Origin of the sequence: Noviherbaspirillum massiliense JC206 (assembly GCF_000312045.1) — a bacterium.
Lineage (GTDB): Bacteria > Pseudomonadota > Gammaproteobacteria > Burkholderiales > Burkholderiaceae_D > Noviherbaspirillum > Noviherbaspirillum massiliense.
Map to the genome: position 1 here is coordinate 1526400 of NZ_HE978634.1, position 24067 is coordinate 1550466.

18 protein-coding genes are annotated in these 24067 nt (G+C 59.8%); 6 read left to right on the forward strand and 12 right to left on the reverse strand.

Translation table 11 applies throughout. From position 1 onward, the window contains the following. Positions 1-177: 177 nt before the first annotated feature. Positions 178-828 carry an arylesterase gene (locus tag HGHM_RS07600; protein ID WP_019140920.1) on the reverse strand — a complete coding sequence of 217 codons (651 nt, stop codon included), beginning with the start codon at positions 826-828 and terminating at the stop codon, positions 178-180. Here HGHM_RS07600 and HGHM_RS07605 point away from each other — a divergent pair. Next, positions 827-1510 carry an ABC transporter ATP-binding protein gene (locus tag HGHM_RS07605; RefSeq protein ID WP_019140921.1) on the forward strand — a complete coding sequence of 228 codons (684 nt, stop codon included), beginning with the start codon at positions 827-829 and terminating at the stop codon, positions 1508-1510. The two genes, HGHM_RS07600 and HGHM_RS07605, sit on opposite strands and share 2 nt — an antisense overlap. A 26-nt stretch (positions 1511-1536) precedes the next feature. On the opposite strand, the gene HGHM_RS07610 is transcribed toward HGHM_RS07605, so the two are convergent. The 5 genes from HGHM_RS07610 to HGHM_RS20965 all read right to left on the reverse strand — a co-directional run bounded on the left by HGHM_RS07610 (position 1537) and on the right by HGHM_RS20965 (position 8020). Further along, entirely contained in the window at positions 1537-3066 is a 1530-nt protein-coding gene (locus HGHM_RS07610; RefSeq protein ID WP_019140922.1) for a bifunctional ADP-dependent NAD(P)H-hydrate dehydratase/NAD(P)H-hydrate epimerase, read from the reverse strand. Positions 3067-3233: 167 nt separating this feature from the next. Continuing rightward, positions 3234-4343 carry an NAD(P)/FAD-dependent oxidoreductase gene (locus HGHM_RS07615; RefSeq protein WP_019140923.1) on the reverse strand — a complete coding sequence of 370 codons (1110 nt, stop codon included), beginning with the start codon at positions 4341-4343 and terminating at the stop codon, positions 3234-3236. Further along, a complete protein-coding gene (locus HGHM_RS07620; protein ID WP_019140924.1) occupies positions 4336-5586 on the reverse strand; it encodes a D-amino acid dehydrogenase in 1251 nt (416 codons plus the stop codon). Before HGHM_RS07620 ends, HGHM_RS07615 begins: the two co-directional genes overlap by 8 nt. A 318-nt stretch (positions 5587-5904) precedes the next feature. Beyond that, on the reverse strand, positions 5905-6576 hold the full coding sequence (locus HGHM_RS07630; protein WP_026075801.1) for a ParB-like protein: 672 nt from the start codon (positions 6574-6576) through the stop codon (positions 5905-5907). Between the two features lie 184 nt (positions 6577-6760). Further along, entirely contained in the window at positions 6761-8020 is a 1260-nt protein-coding gene (locus tag HGHM_RS20965) for an amidase (protein WP_245549251.1), read from the reverse strand. Positions 8021-8488: 468 nt separating this feature from the next. Here HGHM_RS20965 and purL point away from each other — a divergent pair, with 468 nt between their 5' ends. After that, positions 8489-12508 carry a phosphoribosylformylglycinamidine synthase gene (gene purL, locus HGHM_RS07640; protein ID WP_019140926.1) on the forward strand — a complete coding sequence of 1340 codons (4020 nt, stop codon included), beginning with the start codon at positions 8489-8491 and terminating at the stop codon, positions 12506-12508. Between the two features lie 102 nt (positions 12509-12610). Here purL and HGHM_RS07645 read toward each other — a convergent pair whose 3' ends face one another. The 5 genes from HGHM_RS07645 to HGHM_RS07665 form a co-directional block, all read right to left on the reverse strand. Continuing rightward, on the reverse strand, positions 12611-13387 hold the full coding sequence (locus HGHM_RS07645; protein ID WP_019140927.1) for a peptidylprolyl isomerase: 777 nt from the start codon (positions 13385-13387) through the stop codon (positions 12611-12613). A 61-nt stretch (positions 13388-13448) separates the two neighbouring features. After that, positions 13449-13724 carry a BolA family protein gene (locus HGHM_RS22615; RefSeq protein ID WP_019140928.1) on the reverse strand — a complete coding sequence of 92 codons (276 nt, stop codon included), beginning with the start codon at positions 13722-13724 and terminating at the stop codon, positions 13449-13451. Further along, on the reverse strand, positions 13721-14344 hold the full coding sequence (locus HGHM_RS07655) for a septation protein A (RefSeq protein ID WP_019140929.1): 624 nt from the start codon (positions 14342-14344) through the stop codon (positions 13721-13723). The genes HGHM_RS22615 and HGHM_RS07655 overlap by 4 nt, the downstream gene beginning before the upstream one ends. Next, positions 14341-14760: a peptide-methionine (R)-S-oxide reductase MsrB gene (gene msrB, locus HGHM_RS07660; RefSeq protein ID WP_019140930.1), complete on the reverse strand. Its 420-nt coding sequence runs from the start codon at positions 14758-14760 to the stop codon at positions 14341-14343. Before msrB ends, HGHM_RS07655 begins: the two co-directional genes overlap by 4 nt. Then, a complete protein-coding gene (locus HGHM_RS07665; protein ID WP_019140931.1) occupies positions 14757-16256 on the reverse strand; it encodes a protein adenylyltransferase SelO in 1500 nt (499 codons plus the stop codon). Before HGHM_RS07665 ends, msrB begins: the two co-directional genes overlap by 4 nt. Positions 16257-16461: 205 nt before the next feature. Between HGHM_RS07665 and HGHM_RS07670 the strand changes: the two genes are divergently transcribed. From HGHM_RS07670 to HGHM_RS07680, 3 genes are all read left to right on the forward strand, one after another. Continuing rightward, positions 16462-17238 carry a class II aldolase/adducin family protein gene (locus HGHM_RS07670; protein WP_026075802.1) on the forward strand — a complete coding sequence of 259 codons (777 nt, stop codon included), beginning with the start codon at positions 16462-16464 and terminating at the stop codon, positions 17236-17238. Positions 17239-17270: 32 nt separating this feature from the next. Continuing rightward, positions 17271-17849: an HD domain-containing protein gene (locus HGHM_RS07675; protein WP_034348447.1), complete on the forward strand. Its 579-nt coding sequence runs from the start codon at positions 17271-17273 to the stop codon at positions 17847-17849. A gap of 126 nt (positions 17850-17975) precedes the next feature. Further along, positions 17976-19628, forward strand: coding sequence for a 3-(methylthio)propionyl-CoA ligase (locus HGHM_RS07680; protein WP_019140934.1), 1653 nt, complete (start codon positions 17976-17978; stop codon positions 19626-19628). A 27-nt stretch (positions 19629-19655) separates the two neighbouring features. On the opposite strand, the gene HGHM_RS07685 is transcribed toward HGHM_RS07680, so the two are convergent. Then, on the reverse strand, positions 19656-21536 hold the full coding sequence (locus HGHM_RS07685; RefSeq protein ID WP_019140935.1) for a potassium transporter Kup: 1881 nt from the start codon (positions 21534-21536) through the stop codon (positions 19656-19658). Between the two features lie 412 nt (positions 21537-21948). On the opposite strand from HGHM_RS07685, the gene HGHM_RS07690 reads away from it, so the two are divergent. Next, positions 21949-24027, forward strand: a complete 2079-nt coding sequence (locus tag HGHM_RS07690) for a 3-hydroxyacyl-CoA dehydrogenase NAD-binding domain-containing protein (protein ID WP_019140936.1) — start codon at positions 21949-21951, stop codon at positions 24025-24027. Positions 24028-24067: the final 40 nt, after the last annotated feature.

Genomic DNA, 24067 nt, shown 5'->3' on the forward strand with positions numbered 1-24067 from the left:
TCGCCGTCCCTGACCAAGAAGCCGCTCGACTGCAGAGCGGCTTTTTTTTGCCCGGGACCCTGCCCATCTCGATTCGTTGCCGCTTGCGATATGCCGCGTAGGGCGCAGTTGCGGGCAAGGGCGGTGAGGAGCAGCATCAGCGCACAGACTCGATGTGCGCCGAAGCGTTCTCGTTCTCTATTTGGTGAGTAGCACCTTCAGCTGCGGCCAGACATTATTGAGCATGATGGGCTGGGCCGCTGCCGTAGGATGGATGCGGTCGGCCTGGAACAGGTCGGTGCGGTCGGCGACATCTGCAAGCAAAAATGGCACCAGTGGAACCTTGCTGCTCTTGGCCACCTGCGAATACAGAGCCGCAAATTTCTGGGTATATTCGCGACCGTAATTTGGCGGAATCTGCATGCCGACCAACAGCACTCGCGCATTTGCCCTTTGTGCGGCAGTCACCATTGCCCGCAGATTGCTTTCGGTCGATGCCAGCGGGAGCCCCCGCAAGCCATCATTCCCTCCTAGTTCGATGATGACAATGGAGGGATGATGCTGGTCGAGGAGCGCCGGCAGGCGAGCTCTGCCACCGCTGGTGGTTTCACCGCTGATGCTCGCATTGACGACCCTGGCATCGATGTTTTCTTCCTTGAGCCTTTTCTCGAGCAGCGGGACCCAGCCCGTGCCGCGTGACAGTCCGTATTCAGCCGACAGGCTGTCCCCGAGCACCAGCACGGTTTTTGATGCAGAATAGGCGCACGTCACGCAGAGAGTCAGCGCAATGAATGCAATCGCGCGCATGCTCCGGGCAAAACTTTCCGATTTCTTTTGAACATACTGCATGTTGGATCCTTCCATCTCTTCGGCAGCCATCGAAGTCATTCATTTGAGCAAGCGGGTTGCCGACGCGACCGGTGAATTGACCATTTTGCAAAACGTCGATTTTACCGTGCAGCCCGGCGAGACGCTTGCCATCGTCGGCGCGTCCGGTTCGGGAAAATCCACGTTGCTCGGCTTGCTGGCAGGTTTGGATACGCCGTCGGAGGGGACGGTCAAATTGCACGGGACAGACATCTTTGCCGTGGATGAAGATGGGCGCGCTGCGCTGCGCAAGAGCAAGCTGGGTTTCGTATTCCAATCCTTTCAGTTGCTGGCCCACCTGAACGCGCTGGAAAACGTGATGCTGCCGCTGGAACTGCGTGGCGACGCCAGGGCAAGGGAAAAGGCCGAAGCGATGCTGGCACGCGTAGGGCTGTCGAGCCGCCTCAAGCATTATCCCAAGTATCTGTCTGGCGGTGAACAGCAGCGTGTCGCACTGGCACGTGCCTTCGTGACGGAACCGCCTCTGCTGTTTGCAGATGAGCCGACTGGCAGCCTGGATGCGGCAACCGGGGAGGCAGTAATTCAGCTCATGTTTGAACTCAACAGGGAGCGCGGCTCTACTCTGGTACTGGTCACGCATGACCCCATGATTGCCGCGCGCTGCATGCGCACCATCACGATCGTCGCAGGTCGGCTGAACTGATGGCGCAGCGGCTTTGCGGAGTGCGTTTAGTGCGCGCCACGCGGTGAGCGCCCATTCCCGGCCAGCTGGTTCAAGGCCAGACGCACGGCCGGAATCAGCTCGCTGGCGGTGAGCCCGATCGGGCCGCTACCTTGTTCCACCAGTATGTCGGCTGCATGTCCATGCAGCCAGACTGAGCCAAGCGCTGCTTCCCATGCAGGCCAGTGCTGCGCCAGCAGTGCCCCGCAAATACCTGACAGTACATCGCCGCTCCCGGCAGTGGCGAGGGCAGGATTGCCGGTAGCATTCACGACGGCTTCGCCATCCGGGCGGGCAATCACCGTTCCGGAGCCTTTCAGTGCCACGACGGCATTGAACCGGCTGGCCAACTGACGGGCGGCTGCCAGGCGGTCGCGCTGGATTTCCGCGGCCGTTGTGCCGAGCAGACGCGCCGCTTCCAGGGGGTGTGGCGTCATCAGCGCGTTTTCTGTCCGCTCGGCGAGCTTCTGCGCGAGCGCTGGAAAGGCTGCAAGCAGGTTCAGCGCGTCGGCATCGAGCACCAGCTTGGAAGCGCTGAGCGAGCGCTCGAGAAGGGCCTGCGCGATATTCGATGTTCCGAGGCCGGGGCCGGTGATCAGGACTGACGTTCCGATACCGATATGCGTCGCACGGCGGCACATCAATTCCGGATGGGCATTGTCGTAGGCAAGCGGCTCTCCGAGGAACCCGATGAAGACGCGGCCCGCACCGCATTTCGCAGCGGCACGTCCTGCCAGAACCGCCGCACCTGCCATGCCGGGTGCGCCACCGATGATGCCAACATCGCCGTAGGTACCCTTGTGGGAATTCCGGGAGCGCGGCCGGAGGAATTCTGCGAACAGGGCGACATCGTTGAGGCGCGCATGCGAGGTGTGGAGAAATCTCTCATCAACATGCAGGTTGGCGACGCTGACCTTGCCTGCATAGTCCTGGCCGTCGCAGGTATGCAGGCCGGGTTTGTCGCCGATAAAGGTGATCGTATGGCTGGCTCGCACCGTGACTCCCTGTTTGCCGATGACGTTGCCGGTATCGGCATCGAGCCCGCTCGGAACGTCGAGAGCCAGCACCGGGCAGTCAAGTTGATTGATTCGCGCGACCAGGTCTGCCAGCTCCCCTTCGATCGGACGGGCCAACCCAATGCCGAACAAGCCATCGATCACGAGCGAATAGTTCGAGGAAAGGATATCTTCGCGACGCGCCGGGTCGGCAAACTGCAGTGGAACATTTTTCGCGCGCTGCAGCGCCTGCTGCGCATCGGGTGGAAGCTTGTCCGCATCCAGGCAGGGCAATACCAGTACCCGCACACCGGCATGAGCCAGCCGAAATGCCGTCTCGAGGGCATCACCGCCATTATTGCCGGGACCGGCGATGACCAGCACTTTTGCGGCTTCGGGCGGGTCGGGGATGAGCTTGAGGGCTACTTCCGCCGCGGCCTGTCCTGATCGCTGCATCAGGGTTCCGGCTGGCAAACCTGCAAGCGCGGCCCGCTCGATCTCGCGGAGCTCGGCCACCGTATAGAGGAAGGTATGGTTGATCATGGATGGAGCGGGTCAGGAATTAGCCGCAGGCCGGTAAGCAGAAATTGTATTCCACCCGGGCGGAAAGCTGCGTTGGCCGGGTTGAAAACCCCGCTGGAGCAGGCGATGCATGCAAGGAGGCCGGAATGATGGAGCCCAAGGCGGACCAGTCCGTCTTTAACGAAGGATTACTCGAGTAGACTCAGTACATGTTCAGCAATAGCGAGGGAAGCAGTGAGGCCGGGAGATTCGATACCGTAGAGGCCGAGATAATGTTTGCTTCCATGCGATGCGAACCGGAAGTCGGCAGCAGGCGTGCCGGCCGGGCTGATCTTGGGACGCACTCCCGCATAGGCTGGTTGCAGCGCGCCATCGGGCAAGTCTGGCCAGTAACAGCGTATCTCGCGATAGAAGGCGGCAGAACGGCCGGGATCGACGGCATAATCGATTCCGCCTTCATCCGGCATGATCCATTCGACATCCGGGCCGAAGCGTGCCTGGCCGCCCAGGTCGAGCGTCAGATGGACGCCGAGGCCGCCCGGTTCAGGCACAGGGTAAACCAGGCGCGAGAACGGTGCCTTTCCGGAAAGTGAATAGTAGTTCCCTTTCGCAAAATAGGCAGCAGGAATGCTTGCCTGATCCAGTCCGTCGATGTGGCGGGCAAGCCGCGGCGCCCACAGCCCGGCGCAGTTCACAACTGTTCCGGCGTGCAGTTCCATCTCGGTATCAGGACCGCTCCGCACGCGAAGCATGACCCCGCTTTCAGTTGTCTTGCCAGAGATCACGCAGCTGTCGAAGGCAAACAGCGCACCCGCATTCTCCGCATCGCCTTGCATCGACAGCATGTAGGCATGGCTGTCGATGATGCCGGTCATCGGGGAGAACAGCGCGGCCACGCAGGAGAGTTGCGGCTCCAGCGATTTTGCCTCGGCAGCGTCGACGGATGTCACTTCGCTGCAGCCATTGGCATCGGCCTGGGCGAGGATTGCCGACAGCTTGGCGGTTTGGCTTTCCGAAGTCGCGACTATCAGCTTGCCGCAGCGCTTGTGTGGAATGTCCCTCTCGCTGCAATAGCGGTACAGGGCATCGCGCCCCGACACGCACAGCGTTGCTTTCAGACTGCCGGTTGGATAATACAGGCCGGCGTGAATGACTTCACTGTTGCGCGAGCTGGTTTCCATCCCGATCGCCGGGTTCGATTCGAGGACGATGACTTCCCGGCCGCGCAAGGCAAGGGCACGCGCGACCGCAAGGCCGACCACGCCGGCACCGATAACCACGCAATCAACTTTATCCATAGCGAGAAAGGGTCAATCCATCAATGTCGATGTCCGGAGTTTGCCCGGAGACGATATCGGCAACGATCTTACCGGAACCGACCGCCATGGCCCAACCCGAGGAGCCGTGCCCGATATTGACGTACACGTTCTGCATCGGCGTTGCGCCAAGCAAGGGCGGCCCGTCGGGGAGCATCGGACGGACGCCGCACCAGAAATTCGCCTTGTTGTAGTTGGCCGCATTGGGAAACCAGTCGGATCCCACCTTGATCAGTGTGCGTATTGCCGCCTCATGCAGTTCAGCCGTGCGCGACCCCAGCTCCGCGGTACCGGCAATGCGTATCCGGTCGCCCATCCGCGTGACGGCGACCTGATAGGACGCATCCACCAGCGCCGCATTCGGAGCGCTCTCGAAATTCTTGATGTTGGCCGTCGCGGAATAGCCCTTGACCGGGTAAAGAGGCACATGGATGCCGAGCGGATTGAGCAGTTCGGTGCTGTCCGCGCCGGCAGCAATCACGACCGCATCGGCAAAGAACAGATCGTCGTCGATGCGCACGGCAATGCGGGAACCATCCTTCTCGATGCTGCGGACTCTGGTGGAAAAATGAAAACTGACGCCCATCGATTGCGCGATCTGCTTTAGCCGCTTGGTGAAGAGCGGGCAATTTCCGGATTCATCCTGCGGCAGATACAAGGCGCCGGCGAGGGGGGTGTCCGACGCCAGCGCCGGCTCGATGCCGCGTGCCGTTTCGGCGTCGATCATGCGGTGCTGCACGCCGTGCTCCGCCAGCAGCTCGCAGGCCGGCTCCGCCATCTTGAGGTCGCGTTCGGTGCGGAAAAGCTGCAGGACACCCGCGGTCTGCTGGTAATCGATCTGGTAATACTCGGACATCTGGCGCAACAGGTCGCGGCTGTAGGAGACGATGCGCTGCATTCGGGATTTGTTGATCCGGTAGCGATCGATGTCGCATTCGGCCAGCCATCTGCGGGCCCAGCGCCACAGGGAACGGTCGAGCGTCGGCTTCAGCAATACCGGCGCTTCCGATCTGAATAGATAGGACAGGATCTTCCGTGGCATGCCAGGCGCTGCCCAGGGTTCGGTGTAAGCCGGCGAGATGATGCCGGCGTTGGCGTGACTCGCCTCCTGGGCCACGTTCTGGTGCCGCTCGATGACCACCACCTCATGCCCGGCTTCAGCCAGAAAATACGCGGTGCAGACGCCTATGACGCCGCCGCCGATGACTGCAACTTGTTTTGTCACTTAACTAACCTGAAAAATTGATACGGTCCTCTGGTTGCCGATGCAGGCCTTGCGCGGCATCCGGGCAGAAGACTGCTGGCGTCCGGTCCTTGGCGAGATGTCCTGGCTCGTCACTGCAGCATGAATCGGGCAATGCCCGCGGAATTCCCTTGGCACTGAGCCGCTCCCTATTCTTCGTGCATCATCGTAGACCACGTGCAAGGCCTTCGGTTCGCCGGCCGGGATTGTAAAGCGTAAAACGGCCGCGATGGTGAATTGGTGGACGTAAATTGGTGGACGTATTCATTGCTGCGAAACGACGACACGGGTGAAGCACCGCTATTGGCCAGTCGTCCTGCAAGGGCCGGCGTAGCCCGGCAAATCGCGAGCGTCAGGCTGGCATGCGAGCTTTTCCGCAGCTTGCAATGCCGAGAGCAGGTTCAGACGGTCGATCGGTTGCCAATTCATCTTCATTCCGAAATAGCGCGCCCATGCAAACTCCATGAAATAGGCATCCGTCTTGCGGAAGTAGCCGGCATCCTCCGCATAACTCGCCAGTGCGCGGTAGGGATCGTCCGCAAGGTCGGATATCCGTTTCGGAAGTGCCGACGGACGGATCGGATTGCCTTTGGCGTCGAAGAGATAGACCCAGTGCCGGGTCTGCATCTCCTTCCAGAAAGTACGGGGATTGTCGAAACGGCCAATGACTTCGACGGTTGCTGTACGGCCGCCGCTGCGCACCAGCACGTTCGCCAGATGATGGCCATCCGTCAGGTAGAAGTCGCCGTCCGGTCCCCGCACCACCGGGAGAGGTCGTCTGCTGGTGTATTGGGCAAAGTTTGTTTCGCCTTTCATTTTCGCCGCGCGTTCTTCCACACGCATCATGCCGACAGACGGTTGAGTGGGGCGCAGCATGTTCAGGGCGATTTCACAGCGAGCCTTGACCGGAGTGGCCCGGCTGCATGCGGGCGTCGCCTGAGCGGCATTGCACAGGATTGCAATTGCCGCCATGGCAAAGCAGGCACTCTTTGTAAGGAATTTACGCGGAACTGCCGCGAATGAAACCGAATGCATAAAAGGCATGAAACAAATCTGTGGGAAGAGTGGGGGGCAGAAGCAGTTCGAGATGATACCTGCAGAATGCGGCTTTTCGTCCGCGGCATCTGCGGTCATCCGGCAAAATCCGGTCTGCCGCTCATTCCCCTTGCAACAGCCGCTCAATCGCGCGAGCAATGCCCATGATCCGCGCATCAGCCATTGCGGGACCGCCGATCATCAAGCCTACTGGCAGTGAACCCGGAGCGTGACAGGGCAGGCTTATCGCGCACCCATCCAGCAGATTGAAGACTGAGGGATTGCGCAGCAGCAGGCCATTGGCCTTGAAGAAGGTCTCTTCAGATTCTTCCAGTTCCGCAATTGGCGGCGCTACCAGAGGAACGGTGGGCATGATGAGTGCATCGAACGGCGCCAGCGCCGCTTCCATGCGGGCGATCCAGTCGCGCCGCCTTGCAAGCATCTCGATGTAATCCGCGGCGCTCAGGCCGGCGCCCAGTCGGATGCGCTTGGCGACACGGACGTCGTATTTCGCTTCATGCTGGTCGAGCAGGGCACGGTGCCAGGCAAATGCCTCGACGGGGGAGAAGCGGTTCAGTTCGGCAGCCTCCCGCAGCAAAGGAAGGGGCGCATCGATGACAAGTGCACCCGCAGCGGACAGGCGCGAAAGCACCGCGGAAAAGCTCGCTGCGACATGGGGATCGACGCCATCGAACATGACATTGCCGGGAACGCCGAGGCGCAGGCCTGCCAGCGGCAACTCCGGCACCGACAGGGGCGCGTCGGCAATGATGCTGTCGATCAGGAGACAATCATCCACCGAGCGGGCCATGGCGCACGCTGTGTCCAGTGTCAAGGACAAAGGGACGGTACCGATGGTTGGCACGCGGCGCGAGGTGGGTTTGAAGCCGACCAGCCCGGTAAGTGCAGCGGGGATGCGAATCGAGCCGCCGGTGTCCGACCCCAGGGCGGCGACGCAAAGGCCCGCCGCCACCGATACCGCCGCACCCGAGGAGGAGCCGCCTGGTATGCGTGCGGTCTGCCGGTCAACCGGATTGACTGGCGTGCCGTAATGCGGATTCAGGCCGACTCCGGAGAAGGCGAACTCGGTCATGTTGGTCTTGCCAAGAATGGCCGCTCCGGCTGCGCGCAGGCGTCGGACGACAGGTGCATCGGCGATGGCAGGTGCTGCATCTTTCAGCGCGATCGATCCCGCAAGCGTTGTCTCGCCTGCGATGTCGAACAGGTCTTTCACGGATACGGGCAAGCCTGCCAGAGGCCCGGTTTGTACGCCTGCAGCGCGCATTGCGTCGGCATGGACCGCCGTTGCGCGGGCGGCTTCCGGATAAAAGCCGGGTGAAAACGGAAGGGAGGCGCGCTGCCTCGTGCAGGCAGCTGTCAACCAGGGCACGCCGGGATTGCAGTCCAAGCGCCGCAATCGGTTTGGAAATCGGTGCAGTCATGCGAATATCCGTTCGCTCGAAATAATGGGGCACAGCAACGATAGCACACGGGTGGCGCCTTTTGCAGAGCCGGCTTGCCTCGTGGAGGAATGCATGCCGGGTATGCTGTTCGGGAGCAGCCGGCATGCGGGAATAATCTGTCGATTCCTCGGAGGCTCCGTTGCGGCCTTCCCGGCAACATGATGGGTTCGTGACCCGGCATTGCGAGGGAGGGGAGGGCTGAGGGCAAGCAGTGCGAGTGGCTGATTTGCCAATCGATGGGAACGGGTGGCGTCGCGCGGCGACAGGAAATACTTGCCTGCTTGTTCATAAAGGAAAGGCCGCTGTCGCGGTATAATCTCGGCTTCTCGACTTAACCGCAGATCCGCCGCCCGCCAAGCGGGCGCTGCACCATACATTTCCTCGCCATGCTGATTTTGCCAGGCTCCAATGCCCTGTCTGCCTTCCGCACCCAACGTCTCCTCACCCAGTTGCGCACAGTCGAACCGGCGATTGCCGGAGTGACCGGGAGATACTTGCATTTCATCGATACGGCCGCTCCGCTCACGCAGGACGACATCGGACGGCTGAATGCGCTGCTGACCTACGGCGAACCATTCTCCGGCAGTAGCCAGGGTGATGAATTCGTGGTGATTCCGCGCTTCGGAACCATTTCTCCCTGGGCCAGCAAGGCGACCGACATCGCGCACAACTGCGGCATGGGGCACATTCATCGCATCGAGCGCGGCATTTCTTACCATGTTCACCTCAAGCCCGGCCTTCTTGGCGGAACAAAGAAGCTGGGCGAAGAGGCGGCACGCTCGGTGGCCGCGCTGCTGCACGACAGGATGACCGAAGCGGTCTTGCGCAATGCCGAGGATGCGGCCGGCCTGTTCAGCGAGCTCGAAGCCAAGCCGCTGGAATACGTCGATCTTCTCGGCGGAGGGAAGAATGCCCTGGTGCGTGCCAACAGCGAATTGGGCCTCGCCCTGTCGGAAGACGAAATCGATTATCTGGTGAATGCATTCACTCAAGCGCGACGCAATCCGACGGATGTCGAACTCATGATGTTCGCGCAGGCCAACAGTGAACATTGCCGCCACAAGATTTTCAATGCGGACTGGACCATCGATGGCGTGAAGCAGGACAAGTCCCTGTTTGCGATGATCAAGAATACGCACCAGCTGCAGCCGAAAGGCACGGTGGTTGCCTACAGCGACAATGCTTCCGTGATCGAGGGCGCCACTGTTTCGCGCTTTTATCCGCGCGGCGCGAAAGAAGGCAATGTGTACGCAGCGTCGGAAGAGCTGACGCACATCCTGATGAAGGTGGAAACGCATAACCACCCGACGGCAATTTCGCCGTTCCCGGGCGCCTCCACCGGCGCCGGCGGGGAAATCCGCGACGAGGGGGCTACCGGCCGCGGCGCCAAGCCGAAGGCGGGGCTGACCGGCTTTTCCGTATCCAACCTGATGATCACTCATGCGGTACAGCCTTGGGAAAATGCGCGCGACGTGACGGAAGCGCTGGATCAGCGCGAAGGGCGCGGCCAGGCCGGCATCTATGGCAAGCCGGACCGGATCGCTTCTGCATTGCAGATCATGATCGAGGGCCCGATCGGTGGCGCCGCCTTCAACAATGAATTCGGCCGGCCGAACCTGTGCGGCTATTTCCGCAGCTATGAACAGAATGTGGGCGGCGCGATCAGGGGTTATCACAAGCCGATCATGATTGCCGGCGGCATCGGCAACATCTCGGCCAAGCATACGAAAAAGAATGACCTGCCGGTTGGCAGCCTGCTGATCCAGCTTGGCGGTCCCGGCATGCGCATCGGCATGGGCGGCGGTGCTGCGTCTTCGATGGCAACCGGCACCAATACCGCCGACCTCGATTTCGATTCGGTCCAACGTGGCAATCCGGAAATGGAAAGGCGAGCGCAGGAAGTGATCAACGCCTGCTGGGCCATGGGCGACGACAATCCCATCCTGTCGATCCACGACGTGGGTGCCGGCGGCCTGTCAAACGCCTTCCCGGAAATCACCAACGATGCCAAGCGCGGAGCAGTGTTCGATCTGTGCAAGGTGCCGCTGGAAGAAAGCGGACTGGCGCCCAAGGAAATCTGGAGCAATGAATCGCAGGAGCGCTATGTGCTCGCGATCTCGCCGGAAAACCTGCCGCTGTTCCAGTATTTCTGCGAACGCGAGCGCTGCCCCTTCGCGGTGGTCGGCACTGCGACCGAAGAGCGGCAACTGAAGCTGATCGATCCGGAGCACGGCAACGATCCGGTCGACATGCCGATGGATGTCCTGCTCGGCAAGCCGCCGAAGATGCATCGGGAGGTGACGCGCGTGCGTCCTGCATTCCCCCCGCTGGATTTGACCGGGATGGATCTGGCCGAAGTGGCGATGCGCGTGCTGCGCCTGCCGACCGTGGCGGACAAGTCGTTCCTCATTACCATTGGCGACCGCACTGTCGGCGGCATGTCGGTGCGCGACCAGATGGTCGGCCCCTGGCAGGTGCCGGTGGCGGATTGCGCGGTTACCACGATGAGTCTCGAAGGCTATCGCGGTGAAGCGATGGCGATGGGCGAGCGCACGCCAGTGGCGGTGATCGATGCCGCGGCTTCCGGAAGGATGGCAGTGGGCGAGGCGATCACCAATATCGCTGCCGCGCCGATTGAGAACATTTCCGACATCAAACTGTCGGCCAACTGGATGGCGGCCTGCGGGCAGCCAGGCGAAGACGCGGCGCTTTTCGATACCGTCAAGGCAGTCGGCATGGAGCTTTGCCCGGCGCTCGGCATCAGTATCCCGGTCGGCAAGGATTCCCTGTCGATGCGCACCACGTGGAGCGACGAGGATGGCACGAAGTCGGTGACTGCGCCGGTATCGCTGATTGTCTCGGCATTTGCGCCGGTTTCCGACGTCCGGCTTTCGCTCACGCCACAGTTGCGCAAGGACGCGGGCGACACGGTGCTGATCCTGATCGACCTCGGCCGTGGCCGGAATCGCATGGGTGCGTCTGCACTGGCGCAGGTCATGCAGCAGCTTGGCAACGACGCACCCGATGTCGATCGGCCCGAGGACCTGAAGGCATTCTTCGCAGCGATCCAGCAGTTGAACCGCGAAGGGAAGCTGCTTGCCTACCATGACCGCTCGGACGGCGGGCTGTTCGCGAGCCTGTGCGAAATGGCATTTGCCGGTCGGAGCGGTGTGTCGGTCAACCTCGATATTCTGACAATGGAAGGCGAGCATGCATCGGATTGGGGCGATTCCAAGAACTGGGCCAGCCAGGTCGCGGAGCGTCGCAATGAGCTCAGCCTGCGTGCCCTCTTCAATGAAGAACTCGGTGCCGTCATCCAGGTTCGCGCGGAACAGAAATCGGAAGTAATGGACGTGCTGCGCAGTTACCAGTTGGGCGCCTGCAGCCATATCATCGGCAAGCCGAATGATCGCGATGTGATCGAATTCATGAGGGATGCGAAGATGATCTACAGCCAGGCGCGCGTGGACTTGCAGCGCGCCTGGAGCGAAACCAGCTGGCGCATTGCACGCCTGCGCGACAATCCGGCGTGCGCCGATGCCGAGTACGACCGCATCCTCGATGCTGCCGACCCCGGCATTACGCCGAAGCTCAGTTTCGATCCGCAGCAGGATATTGCTGCGCCCTTCATTGCCACCGGCGCGAAACCGAAGGTTGCGATCCTGCGCGAGCAGGGCGTGAACTCGCATATCGAGACCGCCTACGTGATGCACAAGTCCGGCTTTGCCGCGGTGGATGTGCACATGAGCGACCTGATCGCCGGCCGTGCACGCCTTGGCGATTTCACCGGTCTGATTGCAGTAGGCGGCTTCTCCTATGGCGACGTGCTCGGTGCAGGCGAGGGCTGGGCGAAGACGATCCTGTTCAATGCGCGCCTGGCCGAGGAATTTGCCCGCTTCTTCAATCGTGGCGACACCTTTGCGCTTGGCATCTGCAATGGCTGCCAGATGATGAGCAACCTGAAGTCCATCATCCCCGGCGCGCATGCCTGGCCCAAGTTCACCCGCAACAAGTCGGAGCAGTTCGAGGCGCGTTTTGCGATGGTGGAAGTGGCGGATTCGCCATCGATCTTCTTCGATGGCATGGCGGGCACCCAGACTCCCATTGCCATCGCTCACGGCGAAGGCTATGCGGATTTTTCCCAGACCGGCGACATCGGCGCGGCGATCGTGGCGATGCGCTATGTGGACAACAAGGGGCAAGTGACTGAAACCTATCCGTACAATCCGAACGGCTCGCCGGACGGAATTACTTCGGTGACGACGCCGGACGGACGGTTCACGGTGTTGATGCCGCATGCGGAACGGGTATTCCGGACTGTGCAGCAATCCTGGCATCCGGAATCCTGGGGCGAGGATTCGCCGTGGATGCGCATGTTCCGCAATGCGCGCAAGTGGGTCGGCTGAGGACCCTATTCCAACAGGGCCGTCCGGCCATTGTTTTTCTCTGGCCGGACGCAATAAAAAAGGCGCCAATCAAGGCGCCTTTTTCGTGTCTGGAAAATCCCCTTACTGGATCTTCGCTTTCTTGCGCAGGTCCTGCTGGAATGCCTGGAGCTTCTGCTGCTGCAGCGATTCCGCGATCTGCGGCTTCACTTCTTCCAGCGGCGGAATCTTGGCGTCGCGCACATCTTCCAGCTTGATGATGTGATAGCCGAACTGGGTCTTGACCGGCGTCTCGGTGAACTGGCCCTTCTTGAGCGATACCATGGCATCGGAGAAGGGCTTCACGAAGGAAGCGGGAGAGGCCCAGTCGAGGTCGCCGCCATTGGAGGCCGAGCCCGGGTCCTTGGACTGCTTGGCGAGGTCTTCGAATTTCGCGCCGCCCTTCAGCTTGGCGATGATCGCCTTGGCTTCATCCTCGTTCTCAACGAGGATATGGCGCGCATGGTATTCCTTGTCGCCGGCCTGAGCCTTGAACTTGTCGTATTCGGCCTTGATCTCGGCGTCGCTGACCGGGTTCTTCTTCAGGTAGTCGGCGACCAGCGCGCGGATCACGATCGACTGACGCGCGATCTCGACCTGGTTCTTCACGTCCGGCGTATTGCTCAGGCCGCGCTTGTCGGCTTCCTGCATCAGGATTTCACGATTGATCAGTTCTTCCTTGACCATGCTGCGCAGTTGGGGCGTGTCTTGCTGGCCTTGTGCTGCCAGCTGCTTCATCATGAGGTCGGCACGGGAGGAAGGCACCGGTTTGCCGTTGACGACAGCAAGGTTTTGCGCCATCACGGGGAGCGCGGCAGCTGCAACGAGAAGCAGCAGCAGGCGAGCAGGTTTTACACTCATTTATGGATTCCTAAAGTTGGGAAATGATTCAAAGATAAATACGAAACCGGAGTGCGCCTGCCTATCTGGGAACCTCGGACGGCGCCAATGCAATGATGCTGAGTGCATGTATGTCTGACTGCATCATGTCATCGAGGCAATCATACACTAGCTGATGACGCTTGACGCGATTCAAGCCTTCAAAACGGTCGGAAACCAGACGCAGCCGATAGTGCCCTGCTCCCGATGCCGCGCCTGCATGTCCTGCATGCAGATGGGATTCATCGGACAGTTGACATTCGAGTGGTGAAAAAGTTGCAAGGACCCGGCTCCGGATCCGCTCCATCCTGTCAGTCATCTCGAATCCTTCATGTATTTCGACAGGACCAGACTCTGGGCAATGATGAAGGCAAACATCAGGCCGGTGAAGCCGAACAGCTTGAAGTTGACCCAGGTTGCCGTGGCATAGTTGAAGGCCACATAGAGATTGAGCACGCCCATCGCAAGGAAGAAAAGACCCCAGGTGACGCCCAGCCGCTGCCAGACGGAATCGGGGAGGCTAATCTGTTTTTCCATCATGAGCCGAACCAGGTTTTTGCGGAACAGCGTCTGGCTGACCAGTAATGCTGCGCCAAAGCACCAGTAAAGAACCGTCGGCTTCCATTTGATGAAGGTCTCGTTATGGAAATAGATGGTTGCACCGCCGAACAGGGTAATGATGGCCAGCGATACCCAGAGCATGGAATCGATCTTTTTCCGGCGCAGCAGCAGGAAGGCGATCTGGGCGGCAGTTGCAATAATCGCCACCGCAGTGGCGAGCATGATGGGTGCCTGGCTGGCGGTAATGGCGGCGTTTCCACCGACCAGTCCGGACAGGTATTGCTGGGCCAGCGCCTGCGCGGTTTCGCCATTTCCCTCGCCCCACTTGAACATGACGAAAAACAGGACAACTGGAAATATGTCGAACAAAAACTTCATTCATTTTCCTTATTGGATTGCGGCTGCGCCTCGAAGCGCAGGGACGCGGAGTTGATGCAATAGCGCAGACCGGTGGGAGGTGGGCCGTCCGGAAACACGTGGCCGAGATGCGCATCGCAGACATTGCACAGAATTTCGGTGCGTATCATGCCATGGCTGCGGTCGATGCGCTCCGTGACATTGTCCGGATTGATCGGCTCGAAGTAGCTCGGCCAGCCGCAGCCGGAATCGAACTTCGTGTCGGATTCGAACAGCGGCGTGCCGCAGCAGACGCAGGTATAGATGCCGTGTTCGTGGTGGTCCCAGTAGCGGCCGGTAAAGGCGCGCTCGGTGGCCGCCTTGCGTGTGACCTGGTATTCGAGGGGATCGAGGACGGCGCGCCATTCCTCATCGGTCTTGATGACTTTGTCTGTCATGATGAACAACTCACTTCTAAATGGCTGGCCCAATCGGGCGGCAGCTGCGCATAGCTTTCATGTTCAGGCTGCTCGTCGAAAGGCTTTTCGAGCACCCTGAGTAACTTTTTGATTTCGGAAAAATCCTTGTCCTGGGCCTTTTCGATGGCGATTTGTGCAAGATAGTTTCGCAGGACAAATTTCGGATTGACTGCATTCATTGCAATTTTACGCGAACTGTCGTCGCTGTTTTCCTGCTTCAAGCGCGCCCGGTAATCCGCGGCCCAGGCATCGAAGGCCGGGCGGTCGAGGACGAGGTCACGCAAGGGTTCGTCCGCAGCGGCGTCGTCAATCTTCAGGCTGCCCAAGCGGCGGAAGAATAGGGTGAAGTCCACGTGGTTCGCTTGCAGCAGCGCGAACGCGGCGTCCACCAATTTGCCGTCTTCCGGCATCTTCGTTTGCAAGCCGAGCTTCGCATGCAGCAGATCGTCCAGCTTGGTCTGGTATTCCGCCTTGTAGGGCTCCAGCGCCGCCTGCGTGTCTTCGACCGTGCCGATCAGGGGCAATAATGCCTGGCCGAGCGCGAAGCAGTTCCATTGCCCTATGCCGGGCTGCATCCGGTACGAGTACCGGCCCTGCTGGTCGCTGTGGTTGCAGATATGTCCCGCATCGAAAGCTTCCATGAAACCGAAAGGGCCGTAATCGATGGTCAGGCCGAGGATGGACATGTTGTCGGTGTTCATGACGCCATGCATGAAGCCGACCGCCTGCCATTGCGCGATCAGCCGGGCGGTCCGGCGCGTCACCTCGGTAAGGAATGCCGCATAGGGATTCGGCGTGTCGCGCAACTCAGGATAGAAACGGTCGATCACGTAGTCGGCCAGGATCTTTAGTTCTTCCTTCCTGTCCTTGTAATACCAGTGCTCAAAGGAGCCGAAGCGCACGAAGGTTGGCGACATGCGGGTGGCAATCGCCCCTGTCTCCACCGTTTCCCGCATGACCGGGAGGTCGGTGCCGACGACGCACAAGGCACGGGTGGTGGGAATGCCGAGTGCAGCCAAGGCTTCGGAGCAGAGGAATTCCCGGATCGATGAGCGCAGCACAGCCCGGCCGTCACCCATGCGGGAATAGGGCGTCAGGCCGGCGCCTTTCAGTTGCAATTCCAGGGTGGGATATCCGCTTGCCGGTCCCGGCACGTCGCCCAGCAGGATGGCCCTGCCATCGCCGAGCTGCCCGGCCCACACGCCGAACTGGTGCCCCGAATACACAGCAGCGAGCGGGATCGAGCCTGACGGCACACGGTTTCCGGCGAAGGTCTGGATGAAATCGTCAGTCGTAAATTCTGCCGGATCCAGCCCGATTAGTTGCGCTGCGTCGGTGCTCGCGCATACAAGGTAAGGCGAGGGGACCGGGGTAGGCATCAGCCGGGTATAGAAGGCTGGCGGAAGCTGCGCGAACGAGTTCTCGAAAGTCAGCGTGTCGGTACGATAAGAGGCCGAAGGGCCAGGTGCATTCATAGGAAATCCTTGAGGGTATTCACCGCTATCCGGGCCGTCAAAGCAGCCGGGCATGGATGGGGGTCGTCACTTGTGCGCCGGCGCCTGGCACAGTTTTCGGAAATCAATGCCGGTCATTCCACGCGTGATAGGATGCGCAAGTATGTTTCAGCTCAGTGTGCCGCGCGCACAGCCGTCTATTTTGACAGAGAAGAGGAAAAGCCATATGAATGCTCCAGAAAAACTAGAGATTCCATCCATGAAGGACAGGGTTTCCGCGGAGGAATGGCAAACCCGGGTCGATCTCGCCGCCTGCTATCGCCTGGTTGCAGATTTTGGCTGGAGCGATCTGATTTTCACGCACATCACTGCGCGCGTGCCGGGAACCGGGGACCAGTTCCTGATTAACCCCTACGGCATGATGTTCGACGAGATCACGGCATCCTCGCTGGTGAAGATCGACATTCATGGAAATAAGCTTGACGAATCGCCGTTTCCGGTGAACCCGGCGGGATTCACCATTCATTCGGCGATTCACTCCGCACGGCACGATGCGCAATGCGTTCTCCACGTCCATAGCATCAACGGCGTGGCGGTATCGGCGCAGAAGAACGGCCTGCTGCCATTGTCCCAGCAATCGATCTTCGTCCTGTCGAGCCTTGCGTACCATGATTACGAAGGCGTCGCGCTGAATGAAGAGGAAAAGCCGCGCCTGGTCGCGGATCTCGGCGAGAAAAATTATTTGATGCTACGCAATCACGGATTATTAACATTAGGCAAGACTATCGCCGATGCCTTCCTGAACATGTACATTTTTGAGGCGGCATGCATGATCCAGATCCGTGCCCAGGCTGGTGGCGGAGAGTTGGTCCCGATTCCATCCGCCATCATCAAGGGAGCCCAGCAGCAAGCCAAGACGGTCACCAAGTCTCAAGGTGGCATGCTGGCGTGGCCGGGGTTACTGCGGCGTCTCGACAGGATCGATTCATCCTTCAGGACCTGAAGGAACTTGAACAAGATTGACGGGAGGCAGACATGACACAGGCGCGGGCGGGATTTCGTGACATGCAGTTGAGCACGGAAGAGGACTGGAAACTCATCGCCGCTGAATTCAAGCCGTACGCTGCGGCGCTGCCCGACCGCGTGCTCGCCCATTTGCGCATTCTCGAAGGCGATTGCGGCGGCTTCCCGGTGGATCGGCTGACGCACAGTCTGCAGACGGCCACCCGGGCCTATCGCGACAAGCGCGACGAGGAATATGTGGTGTGCGCCTTGCTCCACGATATTGGCGATACCCTGGGCAGTTACAACCATCCGGATATCGCAGCCGCCATCCTGAAGCCTTTCGTGAGCCCGGAATACCATGCGATGGTGGAAAAGCACGGCGTCTTCCAGGGCTACTATTTCTTTCACCATCTTGGAATGGACCGCAACCTGCGCGACCAGTTTGCGGGACAGTCCTTCTATGACGCGACCCTCGAGTTCTGTGAAAAATACGATGCGCCGGCATTCGATCCGGACTACGACACGCTCCCGCTGTCCTTTTTCGAGCCCATGCTGCGGCGCGTGATGGCGCGTCCGAAAAACACGATCTACAAGGCCGTCAAGGAGTAGGAAAACGACAGAAGAAATCTGGTGCGGCGCACCATCGAAAATCGTTGACGACTCGGAACGCACATTCAAAAATCACCAGAAAAACACAACCGGTTTTGTAGTCGCAATACCAATCTAGGAGACAAGATGTCACATTATCTGAAGAGCCCGCTCATGGGCCAGATGATGAGCCAGCCCCTGCTCATCTCCACCATCATCAAGCACGCAGACCGCTACTTCGGCGCCAACGAAATCGTTTCGCGCCGCGTTGAAGGCGACATCCACCGCTATACCTACCGGGACTGCCACAAGCGTGCGCGCCAGATGGCGAATGCGCTCGGGAAGCTGGGTGTGAAGATGGGCGACCGGGTCGCCTCGCTCGCATGGAACGGCTACCGGCATCTCGAACTGTATTACGCGGTATCCGGCTCCGGCGCGGTGCTGCATACCGTCAATCCGCGTCTGCATCCGGAACAGATCGCCTATATCGTCAACCATGCCGAAGACCAGTATCTGTTCTTCGACATGACTTTCCTGCCGCTGGTCGAGGCCTTCGCACCACTATGCAAAACCGTGAAGGGCTTCGTCGCGATGTGCGACCGCGAGCGCATGCCGAAGGAAAGCAAGGTCGCCAATCTCTTGTGCTATGAAGACCTGGTCGAAGGCAGTTCGGAGGATTATGAATGGCCGGTGTTCGATGAAGATTCGGCGTCCAGCCTCTGCTACACCTCCGGCACGACCGGGAATCCGAAAGGTGCGCTGTATTCCCATCGTTCCACACTGTTGCATTCCTACGCGTCGGCGATGCCGGATGCGCTGAATGTTTCCTCACGCGATACCGTGCTGCCGGTAGTGCCGATGTTCCATGTGAATGCATGGGGCTTGCCCTACTCCGTGCCGCTTACCGGGGCGAAGCTGGTGTTCCCGGGGCCGGCGCTCGACGGCAAGTCCCTGTACGAAATATTTGAACAGGAAAAGGTCACGTTCTCGGCCGGCGTGCCGACTGTATGGCTCGGGCTGCTCAATTATGTCGGCCAGAACAAGCTGAAATTTTCCAGCTTCAGACGCACTGTGATCGGCGGCTCCGCCTGCCCGCCTGCGATGATGAAGACCTTGCGCGACCAGTACGGCATCGAAGTGGTGCATGCCTGGGGCATGACGGAAATGTCGCCACTGGGGACCACCTGTACCCTGCAGACGCGGCATATGTCTCTGCCCGGGGAACAGCAGCAGGCTATCCTGGAAAAGCAGGGACATACGATCTTCGGCGTGGACATGAAAATTGTCGACGACCATGGCAGGGAATTGCCGTGGGACGGCAAGACTTACGGCAATCTGCTGGTCAAGGGACCATGGGTGATCAGCAGCTACTTCAAGGGCGAGGGCGGCGACGTGCTGCAGGATGGCTGGTTCCCGACCGGCGACGTGGCGACCATCGATCCGGATGGCTACATGCAGATCACCGACCGCAGCAAGGATGTGGTCAAGTCAGGCGGTGAATGGATCGGCACGATCGACCTCGAAAACATCGCAATGGCTCATCCTGCAGTGCAGATGGCTGCCTGCATCGGCGTTGCGCATCCGAAGTGGGATGAACGCCCGCTGCTGGTGGTGGTGAAGAAACCGGACGCCGAAGTGACGAAGGAAGAGCTGATCAGGTTCTACGACGGCAAGATTGCCAAGTGGTGGACGCCGGATGACGTGACCTTCGTCGATGCGCTGCCAATCGGCGCGACCGGAAAGATCCTGAAGAACCGGATCCGCGAACAGTTCAAGGATTACAAACTGCCGACGGCATAAAGGGGCGCGTGTTCGACATGGTTTGACTCATATTTCCACCTGAGTACCAAGTTCGATCACGCGATTCCTGGGGACGCGGAAGTAATCGGCTGCGTCCCGCGCGTTCCGGTACATCATTGCAAACAGGGCTTCGCGCCATAAGGCCATGCCTGCGCCGACAGTGGGGATGACGGTCTGACGGGAAATGAAAAAGGACGTGTCCATCATCTCAAACTTCAGCCCCTGCGCCTCGCACTGTTCCAGTGCCTGAGGAATGTCGCGCTCATCCTTGAAGCCGTAATACACATTCACTTGGTAACACTGGTGTTCCAGCGGTTCCACCCTGATCCGCTCACTGACGGGTACGGTTGGGATGTCAACATTGCGCACGGTCAGAAAGACGATCCTTTCATGCAGGACCTTGTTGTGGGCCAGGTTGTGCAGCATGGCATGGGGTACGCCTTCGCCCGCGGGCCGGAAGAATATTGCCGTTCCCTGTACCCGGGGCGGCGGGGCGACGAACAGCGAGGAGAGGAAGGCGTCGATAGGGATTGCCTGCTTTTGCAGGTTGGTAAACACCATGCGGCGCCCGGTCTCCCAGGTCAGCATGACGACAAGAATGCATGTTCCGAGCAGCAGGGGGAACCAGCCTCCCTGGAGAATCTTGAGACCATTGGCCGAGAACAGGGTGATGTCGATCAACAGGAAAAATCCGGTCGCCGCCCAGCATAGCAGCAGGTTGTAGCGCCAGCCGTAACGGATGACGAAAAATGTGAGGACGGTCGTGGCCAGCATCGTTCCGGTTACGGCAATGCCATAGGCTGCGCCCAGCCTGTCGGACGACTGGAAGTTGAGCACGGCGAGGATGACGGTTGTCAGCTGCATCCAGTTGACCAAGGGAATGTAGATCTGGCCCATCTCGCGCTCTGACGTGTAGATCACTCGCATGCGCGGCAGGACGCCCAGCGAAATCGCCTGATGGGTGATGGAAAAGGTGCCCGAAATGGTGGCCTGCGAAGCGATCACGGTGGCGAGCGTCGACAGGGCGACGAGGGGCAGCACGCTCCATGCTCCCAGTTGCTGGAAGAAAGGATTCGATATCGCCGCCGGCTCCGACAGCAGGAGCGCCCCCTGGCCGAGGTAATTCAAGGCAAGCGCCGGAAAGACCGCTGCGAACCATGCAATGCGTATCGGTTCTTTGCCGAAGTGCCCCATGTCGGCATAAAGTGCTTCGGCGCCCGTAAAGGCAAGGACGACGGCGCCGAGTGCAACAAATGCCAGCCAGCCGTTGTGCAGGAGGAAGCGCAGGGCATGCACGGGATTGAGCGCTGCGAGAATGGCAGGTGCACGCACGATGTTTACGATTCCCATCACGGCCAGCACCACGAACCAGGCCAGCATGACCGGGCCAAACCATTTTCCGATTCCACTCGTGCCCGTGTGCTGGACCATGTACAGAGCAATCAGGACGGCGATGGTCAGCGGGATGACATACGGCTCGAGTGCGGGTGCGGCCACTTCGAGGCCTTCTATTGCGGACAGCACAGAGATGGAAGGGGTGATGACGCCGTCGCCATAGAACAGGGCGGCGCCACACAGGCCGACGATCAGGAGCGCATGGTGCAGCCGGGCTTTTTTGGAAACGGCCGAGAGGGCGAGGGCCATCAGTGCGATGATGCCACCTTCGCCCTGATTATTGGCACGCAGGACCAGTGTCACGTATTTCAGGGAGACGATGATCATCAATCCCCAGAAGATCAGGGAAACCACCCCCAGCAGGTTGGCCGGGTTCAGCGCGAGCCCATGTTCGGGGGAAAAGACGGTCTTCATCGTGTACAGCGGGCTGGTACCGATGTCGCCGTAGACAACGCCGATCGCGGCAATCGTCAGTGTCGCAATGCTGCTTCGGTGGATATCCGGACTTTCCATGCCGGTATGAGTACTCGCATGGCGCGAGCCGTCTCCTTCGTTTAGGACCACAGATCTTTGTTGATGACGTTTTGTCGTTGGGAATCGGACCGCTCCGCGCCGGCGAATTGGCGTGCGCTGGCTTCGGTGTATCGGTCCTGCGATTCTTATTTGGCAGCCATTTGCCTTTCTTGTTCCCACCGCTTAAGGGGGCTGGATTCGTGGATGCCGGGTGAGGCCGGGGAAGATTCCGTACAGAACATATGAGGGCATTTGAGAGTGCCTGCGTCGTCTGCTTTGAAGCTGAAAAGGCCTCCGGCTTTTTTGGAAAAAAATAATACGATCGTTCTTTTCTCGGGTATAGTTAAGCCTTTATTTAACATCAGAACTGCTTCAGCAGACCAACGAGACCCCATCTAAAAAAGGAAGAGATATGACTGCCGAATACAAGGTCAACGGCGCCGTCGCCGTCATTACCCTCAACAATCCGCCGGTGAACGGATTGGGCCATGCAACCCGCAGCGCGATCGTGGAAGGCATGAAGAAGGCCTTGAACGACAATGCAGTGAAAGCAATCGTGATCACCGGCGCGGGCAAGGCCTTTTCCGGCGGTGCCGACATCAAGGAATTCAATTCGCCCAAGGCGCTGGCTGAACCGACCCTGCACACCGTCATCAATGTCGTCGAAAATTCTGACAAGCCGGTCGTGGCCGCGATCCACACCGTGTGCATGGGTGGCGGTCTCGAACTCGCACTTGGCTGCCACTATCGCGTCGCCGCACCTGGCGCGCAGATCGCCCTGCCGGAAGTCAAGCTCGGCATCCTGCCGGGCGCGGGGGGCACGCAGCGCCTGCCGCGCGTGCTCGGCCTGGAAATGGCACTGAACATGATTGTCTCCGGCAATCCGGTGCCATCCGAAAAGCTGGCGAAGACCGCGTTGTTCAACCAGATGGTCGAAGGCGACCTGCTCGAAGGCGCAATTGCCTTCGCCAACAAGATCGCCGATGCGCGTCCGCTGCCGAAAGTGCGCGATATCAAGATCGATTATCCGAACCATGAGGCTTTCCTGCAGTTCTCGCGCAATACCGTCAAGGCAGTCGCCGGTCCGTTCCCGGCGCCCTTGAAGTGCGTCGATGCGGTCGGCGCTGCCGTCACCAAGAAATTCGACGACGGTATCCGTTTCGAGCGCGAACTGTTTACCGAACTGGTGCAGACCACCGAATCCAAGGCCCTGCGCCATGCCTTCTTTGGCGAGCGCGCCGCCAGCAAGGTGCCGGACGTTCCCGAAGATACGCCGACCCGGCCGATCAAGTCGGCAGCCGTGATCGGCGCGGGCACCATGGGTGGCGGCATCGCGATGAACTTCGCGAATGCCGGTATTCCGGTCACCATCCTGGAAATGAAACAGGAAGCGCTGGACAAGGGCCTGGCCACGATTCGCAAGAATTACGAAAACACGCTGAAGAAGGGCAAGCTGACTCAGGAAAAGTTCGAACAGCGCGTAGGTCTGATCAAGGGCACCCTGTCATACGAAGAGATCGGCCAGGCCGACATCGTGGTGGAAGCCGTGTTCGAAGACATTGGTGTCAAGGAACAGGTATTCAAGAAGCTTGACGAAGTAATGAAGCCTGGTGCGATCCTCGCTTCCAACACCTCGACCCTGGACGTGAACAAGATCGCGTCCTTCACCAAGCGCCCGCAGGATGTGATCGGTCTGCACTTCTTCAGCCCGGCCAACGTGATGAAGCTGCTGGAAATCGTGCGCGGCGCAAAAACTGGCAAGGATGTGCTCGCGACTTCGCTGCAACTGGCGAAGAAGATCAAGAAGACCGGTGTCGTCTCAGGCGTATGCGACGGCTTCATCGGCAACCGCATGATTGAGCAGTACAGCCGCCAGGCCGGCTTCCTGCTCGAAGAGGGCGCGTTGCCGGAGCAGGTGGACAAGGCGATCGAGAAGTTCGGCTTCGCGATGGGGCCGTTCCGCATGGGCGACCTGGCGGGCAACGACATCGGCTGGTACATCCGCAAGCGTCGCTATGTCGAGAAGCCGGAAATCACCTACTCGAAGACTGCAGACCTGCTGTGCGAAATGGGACGCTTCGGCCAGAAGACTTCGGCCGGCTGGTACGACTACAAACCGGGTGACCGCAAGCCTTATCCGTCTCAGGTCGTCAACGACATGATCATCAAGCACTCGGCCGACCTCGGCATCCAGCGCCGTCAGATCAGTGACCAGGAAATCGTCGAGCGCCTCGTGTATTCGCTGGTCAACGAGGCGGCGAAGATCCTGGAAGAAGGCATCGCGATGCGCGCTTCCGATATCGACATGGTTTACCTGACCGGCTATGGCTTCCCGCTGTTCCGCGGCGGTCCGATGTTCTATGCCGATACCGTCGGCTTGCCGAATGTGGTGATGGCAATGGAAAAATATGCCAAGGGGCGTCACGGCGACGCCTGGAAGCCGGCACCATTGCTGGCGAAGCTGGCCGCCGAAGGCAAGACCTTTAATTAAGGACGGAAGCCTGCCGGATCAGGCGCGCAGATCAAGCCGC

Bases quoted from the DNA above. Each gene is read 5' to 3' on its own strand.
- HGHM_RS07605 (WP_019140921.1), top strand. From the start codon at position 827: ATGTTGGATCCTTCCATCTCTTCGGCAGCCATCGAAGTCATTCATTTG.
- HGHM_RS07600 (WP_019140920.1), bottom strand. From the start codon at position 828: ATGCAGTATGTTCAAAAGAAATCGGAAAGTTTTGCCCGGAGCATGCGC.
- HGHM_RS07610 (WP_019140922.1), bottom strand. From the start codon at position 3,066: ATGATCAACCATACCTTCCTCTATACGGTGGCCGAGCTCCGCGAGATC.
- HGHM_RS07615 (WP_019140923.1), bottom strand. From the start codon at position 4,343: ATGGATAAAGTTGATTGCGTGGTTATCGGTGCCGGCGTGGTCGGCCTT.
- HGHM_RS07630 (WP_026075801.1), bottom strand. From the start codon at position 6,576: ATGGCGGCAATTGCAATCCTGTGCAATGCCGCTCAGGCGACGCCCGCA.
- purL (WP_019140926.1), top strand. From the start codon at position 8,489: ATGCTGATTTTGCCAGGCTCCAATGCCCTGTCTGCCTTCCGCACCCAA.
- HGHM_RS07645 (WP_019140927.1), bottom strand. From the start codon at position 13,387: ATGAGTGTAAAACCTGCTCGCCTGCTGCTGCTTCTCGTTGCAGCTGCC.
- HGHM_RS22615 (WP_019140928.1), bottom strand. From the start codon at position 13,724: ATGACTGACAGGATGGAGCGGATCCGGAGCCGGGTCCTTGCAACTTTT.
- HGHM_RS07655 (WP_019140929.1), bottom strand. From the start codon at position 14,344: ATGAAGTTTTTGTTCGACATATTTCCAGTTGTCCTGTTTTTCGTCATG.
- msrB (WP_019140930.1), bottom strand. From the start codon at position 14,760: ATGACAGACAAAGTCATCAAGACCGATGAGGAATGGCGCGCCGTCCTC.
- HGHM_RS07665 (WP_019140931.1), bottom strand. From the start codon at position 16,256: ATGAATGCACCTGGCCCTTCGGCCTCTTATCGTACCGACACGCTGACT.
- HGHM_RS07670 (WP_026075802.1), top strand. From the start codon at position 16,462: ATGAATGCTCCAGAAAAACTAGAGATTCCATCCATGAAGGACAGGGTT.
- HGHM_RS07675 (WP_034348447.1), top strand. From the start codon at position 17,271: ATGACACAGGCGCGGGCGGGATTTCGTGACATGCAGTTGAGCACGGAA.
- HGHM_RS07680 (WP_019140934.1), top strand. From the start codon at position 17,976: ATGTCACATTATCTGAAGAGCCCGCTCATGGGCCAGATGATGAGCCAG.
- HGHM_RS07685 (WP_019140935.1), bottom strand. From the start codon at position 21,536: ATGGAAAGTCCGGATATCCACCGAAGCAGCATTGCGACACTGACGATT.
- HGHM_RS07690 (WP_019140936.1), top strand. From the start codon at position 21,949: ATGACTGCCGAATACAAGGTCAACGGCGCCGTCGCCGTCATTACCCTC.